Genomic DNA, 21,785 nt, shown 5'->3' with positions numbered 1-21,785 from the left:
GGAGGGCGGCCACGCCGGCAGCCGGTGCGACCGCCCTCCCGGCGACGGTCACCGCAGGCCGAACGCCCGGGTGATGGTCTGCTCCACCGCGTTGCCGTGCGCGTCCCGGGCACCGGCCCGGATCGTGACGGCCTCGGCGCCGGCGGGCGCGCGCAGCTCGGTGGTCCAGCCGGCCGCGGTGCGCCGCACCCGCTGCTCGGTCCAGGTGCGGCCGTCGTCGTAGGAGACCGCGACGGTCACCGACCCGATCGACGACGTGGCCGGGCCGCCGGGCAGGTGCGACGGCGTGACGGTCAGCGTCGTGTTCCGCGCCGCGCGCCGGTCGAGCCCGGTGTCCACCGCGTAGTCGAGCTGGATCAGCGGCAGCTGGTGCCGCGTGTCCGCCGCGCCGGAGACGAAGTCCCAGGCCGTGCGCGTGGTCACGGAGTACGGGTCGGCGGCCGGGTCACGCTCGGTGGCGACCACCATCCGGTACGGCAGGCGCGCCGGGCTCAGCTCCGCGCCGGTGTCGAGGTAACCGCCCGGCGTGCCGTCGACCACCGTGCCGCCCTGGTACACCGTGGTGGACCAGTCGACGACGCCGGGCACGTACAGGCCGGAGTGGGCGGCGCCGGAATCGCCCCAGCCGATGATCTCCGCCCGGAGCCGGTTGCCGGTGCGGTGCGGCATCCGCACGAAGTCGGTGATCCGCGGCCGGACGATCGCGCCGAACCACTGCTCACCCACGGTCGTACCGGCGCGGTAGGCCGTGCTGGCACCCCACTGGCCGGACGAGCGGTTGTTCACCTCGGAGATCCATCGCACGCCGTCCTGCACCGTGACCCAGTCGGTGCGGAACCGGCCGGACCGCACCGGCGGCGCCGCGAAGCCCACGCCGGTGGTCAGGTGCGGGTTCAGGTCGTACCGGTACTCGTACGCCTGGTCGTCCGGCGCGTTGCGGAAGTCGGAGTCGACCCGGGCCAGTTCCCGCTCGGCCGGCCGGTACGTCACCGACGCCGGCACCGTGGTGTCCCAGTGCCGCACCAGGTCGTACGTGTAGTCGGTGACCGGGTCGGAGACGACCCGGAGGCTGCCGGCCGCCCGGCCGAGCGCGGCGATCAGCCGCTCACCGGCGTCCCTGGTCACCGACGCCACCGCGACCGGCGTGCGGCTGGTGCCGTCGAAGTACCGGCCGGGCTCGTCGTTGACGATCAGCAGCATGGCCGCGCCGGCCGCCTCCGCGGCCTCCACCTGGGCGTCGATGTCACCGCGGCGAACCACCGCGATCTTCCGCCGGGCGTCGACCGCCGCGAACCCGGCCGCGTCGCCGGAGCCGGCGAAGACCGCGTTCAGGTGCCGTGAGCCGGCCGGCGGCAGCGCCGAACCGGGCAGCACGTGCAGGTCGTCGAACCAGTCGCCGTCGTGCGCGATCCGCAGCACCGGCTCGGTCTTCCGCCAGCGCGCGGTCACCGACATCTCACCGTCCGGCACGGTCTCGCCCGGCGTGACCCACATGCTGTCGTAGAAGTTGTCGATCACGAACGCGTCCGTGACCGCGTTGGCGTCGCCGATCTTCCGGTGGTAGTCCAGGCGCAGCACCGCGTCCGCGCTGGTCCGCGGCGTGATCGCGTCGACCCGCTGAGTGCGGGACGCGTCCAGCGTGATCGCGGTGTTCCCGGTGACGACCACGTCCGGCGCGGTCACCAGCGCCACGCCGCGCGAGTGCGGCCCGTTCACGCCCTCGACCTCGCCCCACATCCACACCGAGTAGCGGCCCTCCGGCACCAGCACGTCCAGCGTGCCACCGGTCAGGTAGGCGAGGTAGTGGCCGGCCGGGTCGCCCTCGCGCAGCAGCGTGATCTCGCCGGCCATCGGTTCGCCGTCCCGGCCGGTCGACGTGATCACCAGGTGCCGGGGCTGCTCCTCGGTGCTGACGCCGATCACCGTGTCGGCGAGTCCGCCCGCCGCGACCCGCGCGGTCCACGACCCCTTCGCCGTGGTCCGGGAGAGGTCGGCCGTGACCGTGACCGTGGCGGTCCCGCCGGCCGGCACCGTCACCGACGGCGCGGACAGCGACAGCAGCCCCTCGGGTACGCCCGGCGCGTCCAGCGTCAGGCCCAGCGTGACGTCCGTGGTGCCGAGGTTGGTGTACGTGACCGGGCGCTCGGCCCGGCCGCCGCGCGGGTGGATGCCGAGGTACGCGGTGCCCGTGGCGAACACGGTCGCGGCCGTGGTCCGGGCGATGTCCACCCGGCCGCTGCCGCCCTCGTACGGCGGGATCCCCGGCGTCTCCGCCGCGGTGCTGACCAGCGCGTCCTTGAGCTGCCCACCGGTCCAGCCGGTGTGTTCCGCGGCGAGCAGCGCGGCCGCGCCGGCCACGTGCGGCGTCGCCATCGACGTGCCGTTCATCGCCCGGTACGCGCCCGTGCCCCCGTTGTCGAACTGCGAGCGGGCCGCCAGCACGCCGACACCGGGCGCGGTGATCTCCGGCTTGAGCGCGCGGTCGGCCAGGCGCGGCCCGCGACTGGAGAAGTCCGCGATCGCGTCGGCCGCGTCGACCGCGCCGACCGTCAGGGCCGCGTCCGCGGCGCCGGGCGTGCCGACCGTGGTCTGCCACGGGCCGTCGTTGCCGGCCGCGATCACGAACAGCGCGCCGGTCTCCGCGCTGAGCCGGTTGACCGCGGCGCTCATCGGGTCGGTGCCGTCCGTCGGTGACCCGCCCAGGCTCATGCTGATCACCTTCGCCCCGCGGTCCAGGGCGGCCCACTCCATGCCGGCCACGGCCCATGACTCCTGGCCACCGCCGCCGTTGTTGAGGACCTTGCCGACCTGCAGGTCCGCGCCGGGCGCGACGCCGCGCTCCCGGCCGTCCGAGGCGGCGCCGGTGCCGGCGATCGTGGACGCGACGTGCGTGCCGTGACCGTTGCGGTCGGTGACGTCCTCGCCGGGCACGAAGCTGACGCTGGACTCGATCTGCCCGGCCAGGTCCGGGTGGTCCGCGTCGACGCCGGTGTCCAGCACGGCCACGTCGACGCCCTCCGCGGTGTTCCCGCCGGCCCAGACGCCGGGCGCGCCGATCTGCGCGGTGGTGTCCGCCAGCGCGGCCCGGATCCGGCCGTCGAGCCAGACCTTCTCGACGCCGTGCGCGAGTTGCCGGGCACCGGGTGCGCGTTCCGGCGTCGTGGTGCGGGCCGCCGCACCGCCCTCGGTCAGCGACGCCCAGAGGTCGCCGGCGCGATCCGCGTCCGTGGTGACGGCGCTGCCGCGGACGCTGGGCAGCGCACGCACCTCCGTGCTGCCGTCCAGCGGCGACCCGGAGCGCCGGGCCGCGGGCGCGTCCCGGTAGGCGACGATCAGCGGGAGCTGGTCGCGGTAGCCGTCGCGCAGCAGCAGGGAGACGTTGAAGAGCCGCCGGTCCAGCACGCCGGCCGCGAGATACGGCGCGGCCCGGTCCGGCACGACGAACGTGTCACCGCCGGCGGTGGTGACCCGCGCGCCGACCGGCTCACCGTCCGGGCCGGCCACCGTGGTGGCGGCGGGCGTGACCGTCACCCGGTCACCGGTGATCAGCGTGATGACCTCACCGGCACCCGGGCCGGCGGGACGCGCGAACGGCGAGCCGGCGCCCGCGGGGGACGGGACGGAGCTTGCGGGCGGTGGGGCGGGACGGGCGAGTGCGGCGGCCGGCGGGGTTGCCGCCAGCAGGGTCGCGGTCGCGACGATGAGCGACACCGACCTGCCGTGGAACGAGAGCGTCACCGAATATTCCCTCGGTTCGATCCGATGTGGACCCGCGCACGCTACAACGGAATTGATCAATACCGGTTAACGGCGAATTTCGTCCGTGCCATCGACGCCGGGTGGCCGTGCCGGGCGCCGGGCGACGTACCCTAAGCGGCAATGAAAGTCATCTTCTATAGTCGGTTACCGCTCGAGATCGGGGAGGCACCGGCATGACCGACGGCGACCGGCCACGGCGGCGCACCCGCCATCGCGCCGCGATAGACGCGCTGCTGCGCGAGACCACCGAGTTCCTCAGCGCGCAGCGGATCCACGCCGGCCTGCGCGACCGGGGCATCCACATCGGACTGACGACGGTCTACCGGGCGATGCAGGCGATGGCCGAGGAGGGCGCCGTCGACGCCACCCGCACCCCGGCGGGCGAGCTGGTCTACCGGCACTGCAGCCCGCGCCACCATCACCACCTGATGTGCCGCTCCTGCGCCCGCGTCATCGAGGTCGAGGGCCCCGCCATCGAGCGCTGGACCACCGCCGTCGCGGAACGCCACGGCTTCCGCGACCTCAACCACAACGTCGAGATCTTCGGCACCTGCCCCTCCTGCGCCGCCTCCCCGCCGCCGGCTTCCCCGCCGGCCGGCTGACCGGCGCGAAGAACCGGACCAGACAACCTTTCTTCCCGCTTCCGGCGTGGTCGCCTCCCGGTGCTCCCGCGGGCACCGATCGGCCGCGGGCGGCCTCCCTGCCGGTTCCGCCGTGGACGGGCTCCCCGCCGGTTCCGCCGTGGACGGCCCGGCACCGCCACGGACGGCAGCGCCCGCGGGCCTCGGAAGGACGTCGCGGGCGCGGTTCCGGTCAGCGGTGGGCGGTGCGGACGACGGTGGGCTGACGGGCGGTGGACAGGGACCGCACGGCGTGCCGGGCGGCGACCCCGACGGCCAGCGCGGTGGCGGCGGCTCCGGCGGCGGTGGCGACGACCGGGAACGCGACGACGGCTCCGAGGATGACGAGTTGGCGATGCATGACGTGCCTCCTCTCCGTACCGACGGTAGTGACCGGGGCGATCCCGGGGTCAGGGGCGAAGGTCCCGGGAGCGGGGGACCACCGTGGCGCCGTGCGAGTCCTCCCTCTCCCGCCGGCGGAGCTCGAACGCCACGGTCCGTCACCTCCGGCGGTGCTGCTGGTGTTCGTGCCGGCGGCCGTCGTGCTGCGGCGGCACGGGGCGGACGAGCCGCCGACGGAGCGGCTCCGGCCCGGATCGCCCGGCCGACGGCACGCCGGCGCCGCAGACGCCGCTGCCGCCGCGCGAACGGGAGGTGCCGTCGCTGATCGCGAACGGCCACTCCGACGCGGAGATCGCCGCGGCGCGTGATCGGCCCGGAGCCGGTGAAGACGTTCGTCTCCCGGTTCCTCACCACGCCCGGCCTCCGGGACCGCGTGCGGGCCGTCGTGTACGCCCACCGCAACGGCTTGGTCACCTGACGTTCGCGCGATACGCCCAGAGCTGAAGTGAGACCCAGATCAACGGCTCCGGCGCACCACCCGCAGTACGGTGGCGGTGTGCCGATGAAAGCTGACTTGACCAGCGACGACCTTCTCCAGATCCGGCAGTCCGCGCTGGGCGCCCCCGACCCGCTCGGCGTGGCCGCCGAGCTGGCGGACGCGGTGGACGCCGGGCGGCTCGCGGACGCGAAAGACGCAGGGCTCGCGCTGACGCTCGCCGCGGAGATCGCCGAGAGCCGGAACAAGATCGACGCCGCGCTGCGGTACGCGGAGCGGGGCCTCGACGCGTACGGGACGCGCGACGACGAGAAGGTCGCCGCGGCCCGCGCGCTGCGGGCGCGGATCCTGTTCCGGGCCGGGCGCGCCGACGAGGCGGAGGCCGCGCTCGAGCCGCTGCGCCCGCTGCTGACCCGATACACCGACGCGCCGGCGTACGTGAGCGCCGCGCTCGCCGTGGGCGGCCGCGCCAAGATCGCCGAGCAGTGGCTGACCGAGGCCGTGAGGTCCGCGCTCGCCGAGCGCGGCGGGTCCGCGGACCCGGGCAGCGCCGAGGAGGCGGGCCAGCTGTTCTTCCTGCTGCAGCAGCGGCACCGGCTGCGGCACGCGCTCGGCCTGCCGCACGACGGGCACGACAACCTGGCCGACCGGCTGGAGACCAAGCTGGCGAACGCCGGCGCCGCCGCGACCGCCGACGCGGCCGAGGCCGAGCTGCTGTTCTGGCCGCAGGCCGAGTTCGACCGGCTGGTGACGGAGTGGCCGGCGCTCGGCGAGGCGTACGGCGCGACCTGGGACGAGCACCGCGCCCGCCTGGAGAAGGAGCTGGTCCGGCTGGCCGCGGCCGGCGGTGTCGGCCTGACGCTCGGCGTCGGCTCGGTGGACGCGCTGGTGCGCACGGCCGGTACGGACGGTGACCCGGCCGACCCGAGGACCCGCGCCGGTTACGCGCGCACCCAGGCGACCCGGTCGACCGCGATCTCCTGGCCGGTCGAGCGCAACGGCCCGTGCTGGTGCGGTTCCGGCCAGAAGTACAAGAAGTGCTGCCTGCCGCGCTCGCGCGGCTGACGGTCGGCGGACGACACGGGAACGGCCGGGCGGGTGCCCGGCCGTTTCCCGTCGGTGTCTCAGTACCAGGCCTGGTTGGCGTTGCCGTGGCAGGTCCAGGTGATCAGCCGGGCACCGCGGGCGTAACTGCCGCCCTCGATGTCCAGGCAGAGGTTGTTGAGACTGCTGCGGATCGTGTCGCCGTACCAGTACCAGCTCTGGTTCGCGTTGCCGTGACACGGCCACATGATGATCCCCGCGCCGCGGGCGTAGTCGCCGCCCGCGATGTCCAGGCACAGGTTGTTGAGCCGGCTGCGGATCGAGTCACCGTCCCAGTACCAGCGCTGGTTCGCGTTGCCGTGACAGGTCCAGGTGATGACCCGGGCACCGGCGGCGTAGCTGCCGCCCTCGATGTCCACACACAGGTTGTTCAGCTCGCTGCGGATGGTTCCGGGCGGTGCCGCGCTCGCGGCCGCGGGTGCGGTCAGCAACGCCGCGACCGTGGTCACCACCAGGAAGAACAGGCGAGCCTTGAGAGAGCCTTTCATGACCAGTCCTTGCGTCGATCGTGCTCGTGAATGTGACGTGCCAGGCCCGGCAGACCCACCATAGGCGGCCGCCGGGCCGGCCGGAGCCGATCGGCGAAAGGCCCGGGAGCGAGCGCTTTGCCCGGGAACTGCCGCTCTGCGGCGATCACCCGCCCGGCCCGGTCACCGCCCGGCTCAGCGCACCGGTCGGGGGACGCCGGAGAGCGTGCGGACGCGGTCGGTGACGGCGGCGACCGCGGGGTGGCGCAGCTCGGTGAGGATCTCCCGGGCGCGGTCCCAGGCGGCGCGGGCCGCGTGGTCGTCGCCGTCGTCGCGGTGACAGTCGCCGAGGTGGATCAGCGTGTCCGCCTCGTGGTAGCGGTCGCCGGCCTCGCGGTAGAGCGCGACCGCCCGCCGGTACGCGGTGCCGGCCGCCGCGTACCGGCCCAGCCGGTGCTGGGCGAAGCCGAGACTGTCCAGCGTGGACGGCGACTCCTGGCCGAGCGCGGCCTGCTCGTCCACGGCGCGGCGGCAGCAGGCGAGCGCGGAGCCGTACTCGCCGAGCAGCGCGTGGCACCAGCCGACCACGCCCAGCGCGGTCGCGTGCCCGGCACGGTCCCCGGCCGCGTCGAACAGTTCCGCGGCCCGGCGGCCGTGCTCCAGCGCGGCCCGGTGCTGCCCGGACAGCTCCAGCGTGAGCGAGAGATTGAGGTGACAGCGGGCCTCGTCCGCGCGCAGGCCGGAGCCGTGGCAGAGCGCGATCGCGGCGGTGAGGTGGGTGCGGGCGTCGTCGTACCGGCCGAGGCGGTTGAGCGCGCGGGCCAGCAGCCGGTGCGCGGAGATGCGGCCGGGATCGTCGTCCGCGGCCGCGAGCGCGACCCGCTGGATCTCGGCCAGCTCGTGCCAGTCACCGCGCCAGTCCAGGAACGAGGTGAGCGCGCGGGCCAGCTGCCAGGCGTGGCGCGGGAAGCCGTGCTGTGCGGCGTGGCTGACGGCACCGACCAGCACCCGGTGCTCGCGCTCCAGCCAGCGCCGGGCCTCGTCACGGCCGGCGGGCAGCTCCGGGGTGACGCCGGGCGCGGGTGCGGGCGGCACCGGCGTCCGGTCGTCCGGGTGCAGCAGTGTGGCGGCGGCGTGCGCGCTGTGCAGACAGTGGTCGAGGACGCGGCGCACGGCGGCCCGCCGCCGGGCCGGGCCGTCGGTGAGCCGGGACTGTTCCAGCGCGTACGCCCGGAGCAGGTCGTGCACCACGTACCGGCCGGGCTGGTGTTCCTGGACGAGGTGCGCGCGGAGCAGTTCGGCGAGTGCGGGACGGACCGCGTCGGCCGCGGTGCCGGTGAGCCCGGCCGCCGCCGCCACGCTCAGGTCCGGGCCCGGATGCGCGCCGATCCAGCGGAACAGCCGGGCCGCGGGCGGGCTCAGCAGCCGGTACGACCCGGCGAACGCGACGCGCGGGTCCGCGGCCGGATCGTCGCCGGTGAACCCCTCGAGCGTGCCCTGTGCGGCCCGCAGCTCGCGGGCGAGCCGGTCCAGCGTGGCGTCCGGCCGGAGCGTGCCGCGCGCCGCGACCACGGCCAGCGCGAGCGGGAGCCGGGCGCAGCGGTGGATCAGCTCGGCGACCGGGCCCGGCTCCGCGGCCACCCGCTCCGGGCCGAGTCGCGCGGCCAGCAGCGCGCGGGCCTCGCCGGGCGGCAGCACGCCGAGCGGCAGCGGATGCGCGCCCTCCACCACGGTCAGGCCGGTGAGCCGGTTCCGGCTGGTGATCACGGTCAGGCAGCCGGCGGCGCCGGGGAGCAGCGGCCGGGCCTGCTCGGCGTCGCGCGCGTCGTCCAGCACCACGAGCATGCGGCGGCCGGCCAGCAGGCTGCGATAGAGGTTGACGCGCGCGGTCACGCCGGGCGGGATCGCGGCCGGCGCCGCGCCCAGCGCCTCCAGCAGGTCGCGGACCACCTCGGCGGGCGCGGCCGGCGGGCGCCCGGGGACGAAGCCGCGCAGGCCCACGAAGAGCTGCCCGTCCGGGAACCGGCCGGCCCGGTCGTGTCCCCAGTGGACCGCGAGCGCGGTCTTGCCGACGCCGGCGCCACCGGTGATCGTGACGATCCCGCCCGGCGGTGCCGCGTCCAGCTCGGCGAGCTCGTGGGCGCGGCCGGCGAACGGCGCGCAGACCGCCGGCAGCAGCCAGGGCGGCGGAGCCTCCGGCGGGCCGTCCCCGCGGCCCTCGTGGGCACGGGCACGGCGGCCCTCGTGGGTGTCGGCACGGCGGCTCTCGTGGGTGTGGGCGCGGCGGCTCTCGTGGGCGAGGTCGCGGGCGGTGGCGAGCGGGCCGCGCTCGGCCTGGGTGGCGCCGAGCAGCGTGACGAGGATGTCGAAGCGGTCGGTCGGCGGCAGGATGCGTCCGGCGAAGTAGCCGGAGATCGCGCCGATCGACCAGCCGGTCCGCGCGGAGAGCTCGCGGTAGGTGGTCTCCGGGGCGCCGCGCCGCCGCGCCTGACGCCGGCGCAGCTGCCGGAGCAGGTGGGCGAGTCGTTCGACGGGCGTGCCGGAGTCCGGGAGCTCGAGTCCCGGGATGGATGCCGGTTCGGACGTCACGTTCGATCACTATATGCAATCTTCTCGATACTGGGAGTCCGAGTCCCACGGTTCAGTGGTGTTCAGCCCCGTTCAGGATCGGGGGTGCGCGGGCGCCCGGATCGCCATCATCTCTGGCGTCCCTCGTCATTCCCGGAAGGGGAACCTGTGCGTACCGTCAATCGCGGGGCGCTCGTCGCCCTGCTCGGCGTGGCCCTGGTGGCCGCGTTCCCGGTGCTGCCCGCACACGCGGCCACCGCCCCGCCCACCTCGGTGCCGCCCGTCCCGCTCATCGACCGAGAGCTCCACAACCGGATGCTGGGCGTGCTCAACCCGGCGATCGAGGTGGCGATCGACACCCAGATGCGGGTGCTGGTCCGCAACGCCGTCGCCCGGCAGTTCGACGGCGACACCAACGCGCTGTGGACGACCGTCATCCAGGAGGCGGAGGAGGCCGGCGTCGCCGACCCGAACGCGCCGGGCTGGTACCAGCTCAAGTCCGCGGTCGCGAGCTTCCAGAACGTGCTCGGGTACGACTACGCGCCGCAGATCTACATCCCGAACTGGGGCGAGGGCGTCTACGCCGGCTCGGCCGTGACCGTGACCGTCGCCCCGGCCGCCGAGACCGCCACCGCCGCCGTCGGTCACCGCGTCGACCAGTACGGCAACGTCTCCCAGGTCACCGTGAACGAGGCGTACGCGGAGACCAACGAGGTGTGGGTGCTGTCCGTCAACGAGCGGATCACGCTCGGCGGCGGGATCGAGCACGCGCTCCCGGACGCGCCGGCCGCCAGGTCCGGCCCGGAGGCTCCGGCCGCCGGCGCCGGGATGGGCGCGAACGCGGTCTGCAACCCGACCGGCCTGCGCAACCCGAAGGGTGCCGAGTACCTGCGGCGCTGGAAGGTCACGAACGACAACTTCGGCGAGCTCTTCGAGGGCAAGCGGGAGATGCGCCTGGTCATCATCACCAGCACCGGGTTCGTGCTGCGCAACCACTACTTCGCCAAGGTGAAGAAGAAGCACGTCAAGAACTGGCAGGACACCGAAACGTTCGTCACCACCTGGGACCAGGCCGTCTACGGCACCGTGATGGCGTACACGTGGTACGAGGTCGACGGCGGCGAGACGATCAGCGGCACGATCAGCACGCCGTTGCAGGGCGGCGGGTCGATCAGCACCACCATCTCCAAGCAGGAGCGGGACGACGAGGCCGGCACGGCCGTCGTCTACTTCGCCGAGTCGACCTACCTGACGTACGACACGTCCCGGGTGGCGTTCGAGGTGTGCAGCCAGGGCGGCGAGGGCGGCAGCGGCGATGAGCAGAACGTCGCCTGCGGCGCGCTCGCGTCCGCCTCCTCCACGTACCCGTACGAGGGCTACGCGCCGTCCCGGGTCACCGACTGCAACCGGGACACCCGGCTCGGCGGCGCCTACAGCTGGTCGAACGCGGCCACCGTCTACCCGCCGAGCAACCCGCAGTGGGTGCAGGCCGACTTCGGGGTGGAGCGGACGATCCGGCGGGTGGTCGTGCACACCAGCCAGGGATACCCGATCCGGGACTACGACGTGCAGGTGTGGAACGGCCTGAACTACCTGACCGTCGCGGAGGTACGCGGCAACACCGCGCTGCAGGTCACGTCCACGTTCTCGCTCCGCAACACGCGGCTGGTCCGGATCCTCGGCCGCAGCGGCCCGGCACACCAGCAACTCCACGTCCGCGTCAACGAGCTCGAGGCGTACGCGAACTGATCAGCACCGGTCACCCAGGCTCACCGGCGGCGGTGCGGGATCCCGCCGCCGGTGCGGACCACGTGCGGCGGCGCGCCAGGACCACCACGATCAGGACGATCGACAGCAGCGGCATCGGGTGACCGAGGACCAGGCCGAGGCCGAGATCGAGGGCCCCGCCCAGCACGGCGGCGACGAAGACCCAGGCCGGGCCGGTGCCCCCGCGCCGCCGGCGGCCGACCGGGCCCCACGGCTTCGCGATCGACAGCCAGGCCTGGAACGCGATCGCCGAGGCCATCAGCGCGGTCGCCACCACCTGCACCGGCACCGGCCCGGTGGCGGCCGACGCCTGCAGCTGCGGCGAGAGCAGGAAGATGCCGGCGTAGAGCTGGACGATCGTGACGGCGAACTTGACCAGGACCCACCAGTGCCGGAAGAAGCCCCACGGCGTCGCGGCCGCCAGCATGATCCCGGTGAACGCGGAGACGTCGGCCATCGGCCCGAGCAGCCGCCCGTCCGTGGCCAGCGACATGGTGGTGGCCGCCGTGCGCACGGCCGGATCGTCGGTCACCAGCCCGGTGGTCAGCATGACGCACAGCGCCATCGCCTGCGCCATCCACCCGGCCGAGCTCAGTACGTGCAGCCAGACGGTCAGCTGGCGCCAGCTTCTTCGATGTCCCACGCCGCCCATCGTGGCCGTGCGCCGAGCCGATGACATCCGGAATGACATGTAGTCTTCCTACGGGTTTTCCCGGGGCGGCGGGCTGTCCACGAACGGTCACCGGCTACCGGTTCCGCGGCCGCCAGGCGTCCAGTGGCTCGGGGCGCCTCGTCGTCGGGCAGCGGCCGGGCGAGGGACTCCCGCAGCACCGGCTCGATCACCCGCCCACGCCGGCCGGTCCGGCTCCGCCGGCTGCGCGACGGCGTGAGATCGCCGCGGAGCCGCTTTATCTCCCGCAGGTGGGCAGCAACCCGGAGCGGCGCCAGAACGGCAGGCCCGGGCCGGAGATCAGATCGAGATCGTCGAGATAGGACACCACCCGCTCGCCCGCCCACCGGATCGTCTCGCGGAACCGCGGATTGGCCCGGGCGGCGCGGCGGCCGACGGCCGGGTCGAGGCCGACCGCGCGGTAGACGTCCGGATGGATCAGGTGGGTGCCGCACAGGTGGGCGGCACGCCCGATCACCAGGCGGTCGAACGCGAGCCGGTGGCGGCCGGCCGCGCGGACCTGCCGGGCCAGCTCCTCCCGGGCGTAGCGGACGTGCCGGGCCTCCTCGACCACGTGGATCCGGGACACCGCGCGGACCAGTGGCTGCACCCGCTCGTCCGCCATCGCCTCGCGTTGCAGCGCGTCGAGGATCTCCTCGCAGATCAGGATGGCGGCGAACATCCGCGGCCCGGTGCCGGTCGCGCCGATCCACGCGCCGAGCGCCGCGTTCACGCCCGTGGGCCGGTAGACCGGCGTGCCCAGCTTCTCGATCATCTTGCCGAACATGATCGAGTGCCGGCACTCGTCCGCGATCTCGGTCAGCGCGTACTGCGCGTGGCCGGTGGTCGGGTCCTGGCGGTGGTACGCGCGGACCAGCAGCTGCATCAGGATCGTCTCGAACCAGATGCCGAGCCCGGCGATGCTGGCCGCCTCGTGCCGGGTGAGCGTGATCCGCTGTGCGTCGTCGAGCCGCTCCCAGAACGGCGTGCCGTAGAGGCTGGACCGGTGCGGCGGCACGTAGAACAGGCCCGGCGCGGCCGGCGCCGCCCAGTCGATCTCCACCTCCGGGTCGTACGAGTGCGCGGCCGAGGAGCGCAGCAACCGCGCGGCGGTGCGCTCGCGATCCGGCGTCATGGCGTACCCCCTCTTGACGTTACGTGAGGTAACGGTTACTTCTAGTACCATGCCCGTTGATGAGACACCGGTCAATACCGACGGCCGGCGCGGACGCTGGGCCGGCCACCGTGAGCAGCGACGATCCGAGCTGACCGAGGCCGCGATCGCGGCGATCCGGGCACTCGGGCCGGAGGTGGGGATGGACGCGATCGCGACGCACGCCGGGGTGAGCAAACCAGTGCTCTACCGGTACTTCGCGGACAAGTCCGAGCTGTGGCTCGCGGTCGGGCAGCGCGCGGCCGAACTGGTGCTGGCCGCGATCGTCCCGGCGGTCGCGGCGGTCCGCGAGGAACGGGCCGCGATCAACGCGGCGATCGACGCGTATCTGGCGCACATCGCGGCCGACCCGCACCTCTACCGGTTCGTGGTGCACCAACCGGAGATAACCCGGCGCCGTGACGTGGTCGCCGACGTGGTCGACACGGTCGCCAGCGGGCTCGCCCGCATCTTCGGCGACCGGCTGCGCGCGCTCGGCCTCGACTCCGGCGCCGCGCTGCCCTGGTCGTACGGCGTCGTCGGTTACGTCCAGGCGGCCGGCGACTGGTGGCTGCGCCAGCGACAGCCGATCAGCCGGGAGGCGCTGGCCGACTACCTGACCACGTTCCTCTGGGGCGGCGTCGCCGGGATCCGGCAGGCCGCCGACGTCCCGGGCGGACTGGCCGCGGTGCGAGGAGAGGGAGAGCGGACATGACCGACGAGGAGTACCGCGGGCCGGCCGTGGTGCAGGCGGGCGGCACCGCGTACCCGGTGGAGATCCGGTTGTCGGCCCGGTTCGAGCCGGTCGAGGGCCGGTTCCGCTGGGCCGGCCGGACCGCACCGCACACCGCACTGCGCGCGCGGCTCGGCGAGGCCCGGCTGGTCCTCCCCGGAGCGCCGGCGGTGCCGGTCCGGCTGAGCGAGCCGGACCCGTGGGGCGCCGTGCGGCTCACCGGCACCGGCCGGCCGCCCTGGCGGGTGGCGTCGTGACCGGCCACTACGACGTGCTGATCATCGGCGCCGGGCTCTCCGGCATCGGCGCGGCCTGGCGGCTGCGGGCGGCGCTGCCGCACCGGACGTACGCGATCCTCGAGGCGCGGGACGCGATCGGCGGCACCTGGGACCTGTTCCGGTACCCGGGCGTGCGGTCCGACTCCGACATGGTCACGTTCAGCTATCCGTTCCGGCCGTGGCGCGGCCCGGAGGCGCTGGTGTCCGGCGACCGGATCCGCGCCTACGTCCAGGACCTGGCGGACGAGGGCGGCATCACCCCGCACATCCGGTTCGGTGCGCGCGTGGTCGCGGCGGACTGGTCCTCCCCGGACGCGCGGTGGACCGTCCGGCTGGCCGACGGCACGGAGCTGACCTGCGGTTTCCTCTATGCCTGCGCGGGCTACTACGACTACGACGCCGGGCACCGGCCCGACTTCGGCGGCGACTTCGGCGGGCGGCTGGTGCACCCGCAGTTCTGGCCGGCGGACCTGGACCACGCCGGCAAGCGAGTGGTGGTGATCGGCAGCGGCGCGACCGCGGTGACGCTGGTGCCGGCCATGGCCCGCGACGCCGCGCACGTCACCATGGTGCAGCGGTCACCCGGGTACCTGATCCCGCTGCCCCGCCGGGACCCGATCGGCCGGCCGGTCCGGCGGCTGCTGCCCGCCCGCGCCGCCGACGCGGTCATCCGCACCACCTGGGCCGCGCTGACCCAGGGCCTCTACCGGGTCTCCCGGCGGCACCCCCACCTGGTCCGGGCCGCGCTGCGCCGGGCCGCGCTCGCCTACCTGCGCGACCCCGCCGCCGTCGACGCGCACTTCACGCCCGCCTACCAGCCGTGGGACCAGCGGCTCTGCGTGATCCCCGGCGGCGACCTCTACCGGGAGATCCGGGCCGGGCGGGTCTCCGTGCGGACCGGGCACGTCGACCGGCTGGTGCCGGACGGTGTCCGGCTGCGCGACGGCCGGGTGATCCAGGCGGACGTCGTGGTGTCCGCGACCGGGCTGCGCCTGCGGCCGCTCGGCGGCGTGCGGCTGCGCGTCGACGGCACGCCCGTGACGATCGGGGAGCGGGCCGCGTACCGCGGACTGATGCTCAGCGGCGTGCCGAACCTGGCGTACTGCATCGGCTACGTCAACGCGTCCTGGACGCTGCGCGCCGACCTGTGCCACCGGTACGTGTGCCGGCTGCTCCGCCACCTGGACCGGCACGGCCTGCGCACGGCCACGCCCGCCGAACCCGGTGTCCGCGGCCGCCCGCTGCTCGACCTCAGCTCCGGGTACGTACGGCGCTCGCTCGACCTCTTCCCCCGGCAGGGCGACCGCGACCCGTGGCTGGTCCGGCAGGACTACCTGCGCGACCGGCTCACGCTGCCGTACGCCGACGTCACCGCGGACATGCGTTTCGAAGGGAGACGACCGATGACCCGCCTTCGGCACTACCGGTTCGCCGGCCGCACCGCCGTGGTCACCGGCGCGGCCGGCGGCATCGGCGCGCACCTCGCGCACGGCCTCGCCGCGCGCGGCAGCCACCTGGTACTGGTCGACGTGGACGCCGCCCGGCTCGCCGCGCTGGCCGCCCGCCTCCGCGCCGCCCGCCCCGGCCTGACCGTGGCGGCGATCGTCGCCGACCTCGCGGACCGGGACGAGGTGCGGCGCGTCGCGGCCGAGGTGCTGGCCGCGCACCCGGCGATCGGGCTGCTGGTCAACAACGCCGGCGTCGCGCTCGGCGGCCGGTTCGACCAGGTCACCGTGGAACAGTTCGAGACCGTGATGAACGTGAACTTCCGCGCGCCGATGCTGCTCACCCACGCGCTGCTGCCCGCGCTCACCGCGGAGCCGGGCGGCCACCTGGTCAACGTGTCCAGCCTGTTCGGGCTGATCGCCCCGGCCGGGCACAGCGCGTACACGGCCAGCAAGTTCGCGCTGCGCGGGCTCAGCCAGGTGCTGCACAGCGAACTGGCGGACCGCGGCGTCGGCGTGACCACGGTGCACCCCGGCGGCGTGCGGACCGGCATCGCGGCGCGCGCGCTGACCGGCGCCGACGTGCCGGCGGCGGAGGTGGAGCCGAACCGGCGACTGTTCGCCGCGCTGCTGCGCCACCCGCCGGAACGGGCCGCCGCCCGGATCCTGGACGCGGTCGCCCGGCGCCGGGCCCGGCTGCTGATCGGCGCGGACGCGGCCGTGCCGGACCTGCTGGCCCGGCTGCTGCCGAACGGCCACGCGCGCCTCATGCACGCGATCACCTCGGCCGCCGCGGCGTACGGCCGGCGGGCGGCCGCGGGAGCACCCCGATGAGCTGGATCGACGTGCGCGGCAGCCGGATCCGCTACCACGCGACCGGTGCGCCGGACGCGCCGCCGGTCGTGCTGCTGCACGGCATCGGCCGCAGCCTGGAGGACTGGTCGCCGCAGCATCCGCTGCTCGACGACGCGTACCGGGTGATCAGCGTGGACCTGCCCGGCTTCGGGCTGTCCCGGCGACTGCGCGAGCCGGTCACGCTGGCATCGCTGGCCGGCGGCGTCTGGGCGACGCTGGACGCGCTCGGCGAGACCCGGCCGGTCCACCTGATCGGCAACTCGCTGGGCGGGGCCGTGTCGATGCGGATGCTGACCGGGGACCCCGCCCGGGTACGCACGCTGACGCTGGTCAACAGCGCCGGCTTCGGCCGGGAGGTCACGTTCGCGATGCGGCTGCTGGCGGTGCCCGGTCTGGGCCGGCCGCTGCTCGGCCGGGTCCGCCCGCGGATCGCCCGGCGCGCGGAGGCGTCGATCTTCGCGGACCGGTCGCTGGTCACCGAGGAACGCGTCGCCACCGCGATCCGGCTCGCCCGGCAGCCCGACTTCGCCGCGGTCTACCTGGAGATCGCACGGGAACTGGGCGGCTTCCGGGGTATCGCCGGGCCGTGGCGGTCGGAGCTGCTGGCGCGGGTGTCCCGTACCCCGAGACCGACCTTGATCGTCTGGGGTGAACGGGACCTGATCCTGCCGGCCGCGCACCTGGCGGCCGCCCGCGCGGCCCTGCCGCACGCCCGCTGGCACCTGTTCCCGCGCACCGGCCACATGCCCCAGCTGGAACGCCCGGCCGAGTTCGCCACGCTGGCCCGCGCACACCTCGCGCCCCCGGCCGAGGAACACCGGCAGGTCACGGGCCCGCCCGGCGAGCGGGGCGAGGCCGCGGGCCCGGCCGGCGAGCGCGCGGCCGGATAAACCGGAAGACCGGGGCGGAACGGGTACGGAAAGATGCGTGAATGGACACGCGCGGACCGTGGCGATACCTGTGGTGGCTGACCCGGCGTCTGAAACGGCGCGTCGCGCTCGGCGCGTTCTTCGGGTCGGCGTGGTTCCTGAGCCTGGCCGCCACGCCGTGGCTGATCGCGCAGGCGATCGACCGTGGCCTCGCACCACGCCGGCCGTCCGCGCTGGCCGCCTGGGCCGTGATCCTGCTGGCCGTCGGCGTGCTCAGCGCCGGGCTCGGCATCATGCGGCACCGCACCATGACCAAGATGCGGCTGGCCGCGGCGCTGGAGACCGCGGACCTGGTGCTGCGGCACGCGACCCGGCTCGGTGCCGCGCTGCCCCGCCGGATCACCGCGGGCGAGGTGGTCACGATCGGCATCTCCGACGTGTGGACGATCGGCCGCGCGCTGAACGTCGCCGGTGTCGGCGTCGCCTCCGGTGTGGCCTGTCTCGCGGTCGCGCTGCTGCTCCGGGACATCTCGCCGCTGCTCGCCGCGGTGGTGCTGGTCGGCGTGCCGGTGCTGGCACTGCTGATCGTGCCGCTGCTGGCCCGCACCCGCGACGCCGGCGGCCGCTACCGCGAACGGCAGGGCGCGCTGAACACCCGGCTCACCGACATCGTCGGCGGCCTGCGGATCCTCAACGGGCTCGGCGGCAAGGACAGCCACCAGCGACGGTACGAGCGGGAGTCCGCGCTGCTCCGCGAGCAGGGCTACCGGGTGGGCCGGCCGTCCAGCTGGATCGGCGCGCTCGGCGGTGGCCTGCCGATCGTCTTCCTCGCGGTGGTCATCTGGCTGGCCGCCCGGCTCGCCGTCGCCGGTGACCTGACGCCGGGCCAGTTGGTCGCGGTCTACGGCTACACGGCGATGCTGGTCATCCCGGTCGACGTGCTGATCCTCTGCGGCCGGGACCTGGCGCACGGCGTGGTCGCGGCCCGCCGCGTGGTGACGTTCCTCGGTGTACCGGTGGAGGACCCGGCCGGGGTGCCCGGCCCGGACCGCCCGGCCGCGCTGCACGACCCGGAGTCCGGGGTGACCGCCGCCCCCGGTCGGCTGACCGCGCTCGCCGGGTCCCGGCCCGCGGACGCGCGCGAGATCATCGACCGGCTCGGCCGGTACGCGCCGTCCGCGGCCACCTGGAACGGCACGCCGCTGTCCACGGTGGACCGCGACGAGGTCCGGCGGCGGATCCTGGTCGCGGACAACGACGCCGCGCTCTTCGCCGGGTCGCTGGGCGAGGTGGTCGCCGGGCGGCACGACGGTGACGTGCGGGCCGCGCTGGACACCGCGGTCGCGCACGACGTCGGCGACGACCTGAGCCGGCCGGTCGACTGGGGTGGCCGGAATCTCTCCGGCGGGCAGCGCCAGCGGGTCCGGCTGGCCCGTGCGGTGCACGCCGACCCGGAGATGCTGCTGGCCGTCGAGCCGACCTCCGCGGTGGACGCGCACACCGAGGCCGCGATCGCGGAGCGGCTGAGCACGGCCCGCGCCGGTCGCGGCACGGTCGTCGCGACCACCTCACCGGTCCTGCTGGACCGCGCCGACACGGTGTTCTACCTGGTCGACGGCCGGGTGGCGGCGACCGGCACGCATCGCGAGCTGCTGGCCGAGTCGGCCGGCTACCGCGCCCTCGTCACCCGGGCCTTCGGGGAGGACTCATGACCGTCCCCGGCGCCCGGGAGGATCGCATGATCGCGGATCAGCGGCAGGTGGCCCGGGCCGCCGCCCGCCTGGTCGGCGCGGACCGCCGTACCGTCGCGGTGATGCTGGCGCTGAGTTCGCTGGCCGCGCTCGCCGGACTGGGCGCGCCCTACCTGCTCGGCCGGGTGATCGACACGGTCGCGGCCGGCGGCGGCGTCCGTGACGTCGACCGGCTCGCGCTCGCGGTCGTCGGCTGCGCCGTCGCACAGACCCTGCTCAACCGGTACGCGCTGGGCGCCGCCTACCGCTTCGGCGAGCGCACGGCGGCCCGGATCCGGGAGACGTTCCTGCGCCGGGTGCTCGCGCTGCCCGCGTCCGTCGCCGAACGCGTGCCCACCGGCGACCTGGTCGCCCGCGGCACCACCGACGTCGACGTGGTCGCCACCACGCTGCGCGACGTGCTGCCCGGCGTCTTCCTGAGCCTGGTGCAGATGATCTTCCTGGTCGCCGCCGTGGTCGTCCTCGACCCGGTGCTCGGCGTCAGCGGCGTCCTCGGCCTGTCCGGCATCTGGTTCGTCACCCGCTACTACCTGCGCCGCGCCCGCGACGTCTACCTCGCCGAGGGCCGGGCCAACTCGCGGCTGGCCGAGGAGCTGTCCGCGACCACGGCCGGCGCGCGCACCGTCGAGGCACTCGGCCTGCACCGGCGCCGGCTCGACGCGGGACAGGCCGCGATCGCGGAGACCCGCCGCACCCGGCTGCGGTCACTGGCGTTGCGCAGCGTGTTCTTCCCGGCCGCGGAGAGCATCTACGCCGTACCCGCGGTGCTGGTCCTGCTGCTCGGCGGCGTGCTCTACGGGGCCGGCCAGGTCACGCTCGGCACGGTCGCCGCCGCCGTGCTCTACCTGCGACAGCTGGTCAATCCGCTGGACACCGTCCTGATCTACGTGGAGCAGGTGCAGAGCAGCGGCGCCGCGTTCGCCCGGATCGAGGGCGTGGCCACCATCCCGGCGCCGCCCGCGGTGACCGCCGCGACGCCGGACGGCGACCGGATCGAGGTGATCGGCGTCCGCTACGCCTACGGCACCGGCCCCGACGTGCTGCACGACGTCGACCTGACGGTACGGCCGGGGGAGCGCCTCGCCGTGGTCGGCCTGTCCGGCGCCGGGAAGTCCACGCTCGGCCGCCTCCTCGCCGGCGTCGACCGGCCCACCGCCGGCTCCGTGCTGGCCGGTGGCGTGCCGATCGCGGACCTGCCACCGGACCTGCTGCGCCGCCAGGTCGTGCTGGTCACCCAGGAGCACCACGTCTTCCGGGACACGCTGCGCGCCAACCTGATGAGCGCCGCGCCGGACGCGGAGCTGCACCGCGCGCTGCGTACGGTCGGCGCGGACTGGGCCGACGACCTCGACCGTGACCTCGGCGCGGCGCCGCTCGACGGCGCCCAGGCCCAGCAGCTCGCGCTGGCCCGGGTGCTGCTGGCCGACCCGCACACCGTCATCCTGGACGAGGCCACCGCGCTGCTCGACCCGACCGCGGCCCGCACGGCCGAACGCGCGCTCGCCGCCGTCCTGCACGAGCGCACGGTCATCGCGATCGCCCACCGCCTGCAGACCGCACACGACGCGGACCGGGTCGCGGTCATGCACGCCGGCCGGATCATCGAGATCGGCCCGCACGACGCCCTGCTGGCCGCCGGCGGCCCCTACGCCGACCTCTGGCGTTCGTGGCACGGCGACGAATCCAGCGTGTCCTCCTGACCACGCCGTCGCGGGCGGGGGCCACCGGCGTGGATCTTCAGCAGCCTCGCCCGGCACCGCCGCTCGCCGTGGTGCGCGGTGTGCGCCCGCCGGCGGCGTGACTACCGGCGGGCGGCGCGGCGGGTCCGGCGCACGAGGAGGCGCCAGACGGTCAGGCCGAAGATCAGTGCGGCGGCGAGCGTGAGGCCGGTGACCATGCCCCTGGGGAGGACGCGGCCGAGCTGGCTCAGGGCCGTGGCGCCGCCCAGGAGCACGGCGGCCGTGGTGAGCAGGAAGGCGGGGCCGTAGCCGTGTCTCGTCATCGAGGCGGCGGCCGTCCAGCCGCGGAACCGGCCGCCGGCCACGACGGCCAGCGCGATCAGGGCGACCGGCGTGGCCAGGACGATGCCGCAGGCCACGATCCAGGTCTGCGCCGCCGGCACGAACGGCACGCCCGCGCCGGTGACGACGTAGAAGACCATCGCGGGTACGAAGAGGAGGCCGCACAGCCAGCTCAGCGCCGCGACCATGCCGAGTCGCGGGCCGAGCCCGGGCGCCTCGGCCCCCGTCGACCGCGGGCGGCCCCGGTGAACGGCGTCCGGGTCCTTCTCCGGCGCGGGTGACACGAACGTCGCACCCGTCACGGCGAGCAGCGAGAACCCGAAGAGCACGAGCGCGAGGAACGCGGGGTACGAGGCGGCGGGGTCGTCGCCGGCGTACTCGGGATCCCAGTCCGGCCAGTAGGTGGCGACCGGGACCGCCAGCAGCGCGATGAGCAGGTGATATCCGAGCACCGCCGCCAGGCCGAGCAGGCCGGGCGCGAGCGGCGCCCGCCGCAGCACCGCGACCGGCGTCTGCAGCAGCGCGCCGGCCAGCACCCAGATTGTGCTGACCATGACGACCAGGTATCCGTCGTCGCGCAGCGCGTCCCGGATCGACGCGAACGGCTCGAACGCGTCCGCGAGCGGGCCGAGGCGGAACGCGGCCACGCCGCCGGCCACGATCCCGGCGATCGACGCGGTCAGCCGCAGCGCGCCGACGACGGGCGGCACCCGGCGGGCCGGCGGCGTCTGCGGCACGGCCGACGGCTGCGGCACGGCCGACGTCTCCGGCACGGCCGAGGGCCTCCGGCGGGACGGCGACCGCTCCCGCGGCGCGACCGGCGCGGCCGGTGCGTCCGGCGCGTACCGCCGGACGCGCGGAGCCGGGCGATCATCGGGTGCGCTCAT

At 75.1% G+C, this 21,785-nt stretch carries 16 protein-coding genes and 2 pseudogenes; 11 read left to right on the top strand and 7 right to left on the bottom strand.

Translation table 11 applies throughout. From position 1 onward, the window contains the following. Positions 1-48: 48 nt before the first annotated feature. A complete protein-coding gene (locus J2S44_RS03505) occupies positions 49-3,738 on the bottom strand; it encodes a S8 family serine peptidase (protein WP_310408961.1) in 3,690 nt (1,229 codons plus the stop codon). 194 nt (positions 3,739-3,932) lie between these two features. Between J2S44_RS03505 and J2S44_RS03500 the strand changes: the two genes are divergently transcribed. Next, the gene (locus J2S44_RS03500) at positions 3,933-4,361 is read left to right on the top strand and encodes a Fur family transcriptional regulator (RefSeq protein ID WP_310408960.1); all 429 of its coding nucleotides are present in this window, start codon (positions 3,933-3,935) and stop codon (positions 4,359-4,361) included. Positions 4,362-4,572: 211 nt separating this feature from the next. On the opposite strand, the gene J2S44_RS03495 is transcribed toward J2S44_RS03500, so the two are convergent. Then, on the bottom strand, positions 4,573-4,740 hold the full coding sequence (locus J2S44_RS03495) for a hypothetical protein (RefSeq protein ID WP_310408959.1): 168 nt from the start codon (positions 4,738-4,740) through the stop codon (positions 4,573-4,575). 236 nt (positions 4,741-4,976) lie between these two features. Here J2S44_RS03495 and J2S44_RS03490 point away from each other — a divergent pair. Continuing rightward, a pseudogene (locus J2S44_RS03490) lies at positions 4,977-5,199 on the top strand (LuxR C-terminal-related transcriptional regulator); the annotation flags it as partial. Between the two features lie 84 nt (positions 5,200-5,283). Continuing rightward, positions 5,284-6,282 carry an SEC-C domain-containing protein gene (locus tag J2S44_RS03485; RefSeq protein WP_310408958.1) on the top strand — a complete coding sequence of 333 codons (999 nt, stop codon included), beginning with the start codon at positions 5,284-5,286 and terminating at the stop codon, positions 6,280-6,282. A gap of 59 nt (positions 6,283-6,341) precedes the next feature. Here the strand turns inward: J2S44_RS03485 and J2S44_RS03480 are convergent, their stop codons facing one another. After that, positions 6,342-6,809, bottom strand: a complete 468-nt coding sequence (locus J2S44_RS03480) for an RICIN domain-containing protein (RefSeq protein WP_310408957.1) — start codon at positions 6,807-6,809, stop codon at positions 6,342-6,344. A 174-nt stretch (positions 6,810-6,983) separates the two neighbouring features. Beyond that, positions 6,984-9,377: an ATP-binding protein gene (locus J2S44_RS03475; RefSeq protein ID WP_310408955.1), complete on the bottom strand. Its 2,394-nt coding sequence runs from the start codon at positions 9,375-9,377 to the stop codon at positions 6,984-6,986. Between the two features lie 147 nt (positions 9,378-9,524). On the opposite strand from J2S44_RS03475, the gene J2S44_RS03470 reads away from it, so the two are divergent. Beyond that, a complete protein-coding gene (locus tag J2S44_RS03470) occupies positions 9,525-11,105 on the top strand; it encodes a discoidin domain-containing protein (RefSeq protein ID WP_310408953.1) in 1,581 nt (526 codons plus the stop codon). 10 nt (positions 11,106-11,115) lie between these two features. Here the strand turns inward: J2S44_RS03470 and J2S44_RS03465 are convergent, their stop codons facing one another. Together J2S44_RS03465 and J2S44_RS03460 are read right to left on the bottom strand one after the other, a co-directional pair. Beyond that, complete coding sequence (locus J2S44_RS03465) at positions 11,116-11,766, bottom strand: hypothetical protein (protein WP_310408952.1); 651 nt, start codon at positions 11,764-11,766, stop codon at positions 11,116-11,118. Positions 11,767-12,031: 265 nt separating this feature from the next. After that, positions 12,032-12,928, bottom strand: a complete 897-nt coding sequence (locus tag J2S44_RS03460; RefSeq protein ID WP_310408951.1) for an AurF N-oxygenase family protein — start codon at positions 12,926-12,928, stop codon at positions 12,032-12,034. Between the two features lie 49 nt (positions 12,929-12,977). On the opposite strand from J2S44_RS03460, the gene J2S44_RS03455 reads away from it, so the two are divergent. The 7 genes and pseudogenes from J2S44_RS03455 (at position 12,978) to J2S44_RS03425 (ending at position 20,577) form a co-directional block, all read left to right on the top strand. Continuing rightward, positions 12,978-13,661: a TetR family transcriptional regulator gene (locus tag J2S44_RS03455; RefSeq protein ID WP_310408950.1), complete on the top strand. Its 684-nt coding sequence runs from the start codon at positions 12,978-12,980 to the stop codon at positions 13,659-13,661. Beyond that, entirely contained in the window at positions 13,658-13,936 is a 279-nt protein-coding gene (locus J2S44_RS03450; RefSeq protein WP_310408949.1) for a DUF4873 domain-containing protein, read from the top strand. Before J2S44_RS03455 ends, J2S44_RS03450 begins: the two co-directional genes overlap by 4 nt. Then, positions 13,933-15,345: pseudogene (locus tag J2S44_RS03445) on the top strand (flavin-containing monooxygenase); the annotation flags it as partial. The gene J2S44_RS03450 and the pseudogene J2S44_RS03445, both read left to right, overlap by 4 nt. Further along, positions 15,337-16,236 carry an SDR family NAD(P)-dependent oxidoreductase gene (locus J2S44_RS03440; RefSeq protein WP_310429462.1) on the top strand — a complete coding sequence of 300 codons (900 nt, stop codon included), beginning with the start codon at positions 15,337-15,339 and terminating at the stop codon, positions 16,234-16,236. The pseudogene J2S44_RS03445 and the gene J2S44_RS03440, both read left to right, overlap by 9 nt. Beyond that, complete coding sequence (locus J2S44_RS03435; protein ID WP_310408947.1) at positions 16,233-17,147, top strand: alpha/beta fold hydrolase; 915 nt, start codon at positions 16,233-16,235, stop codon at positions 17,145-17,147. Before J2S44_RS03440 ends, J2S44_RS03435 begins: the two co-directional genes overlap by 4 nt. A gap of 41 nt (positions 17,148-17,188) precedes the next feature. Further along, the gene (locus J2S44_RS03430) at positions 17,189-18,838 is read left to right on the top strand and encodes an ABC transporter ATP-binding protein (RefSeq protein ID WP_310408946.1); all 1,650 of its coding nucleotides are present in this window, start codon (positions 17,189-17,191) and stop codon (positions 18,836-18,838) included. Further along, entirely contained in the window at positions 18,835-20,577 is a 1,743-nt protein-coding gene (locus J2S44_RS03425; RefSeq protein ID WP_310408945.1) for an ABC transporter ATP-binding protein, read from the top strand. Before J2S44_RS03430 ends, J2S44_RS03425 begins: the two co-directional genes overlap by 4 nt. 101 nt (positions 20,578-20,678) lie before the next feature. Here J2S44_RS03425 and J2S44_RS03420 read toward each other — a convergent pair whose 3' ends face one another. Then, positions 20,679-21,785 carry a hypothetical protein gene (locus J2S44_RS03420; protein WP_310408943.1) on the bottom strand — a complete coding sequence of 369 codons (1,107 nt, stop codon included), beginning with the start codon at positions 21,783-21,785 and terminating at the stop codon, positions 20,679-20,681.

It is taken from the genome of Catenuloplanes niger, from assembly GCF_031458255.1.
Lineage (GTDB): Bacteria > Actinomycetota > Actinomycetes > Mycobacteriales > Micromonosporaceae > Catenuloplanes > Catenuloplanes niger.
This window is presented reverse-complemented; position numbering and strand designations above follow the sequence as displayed.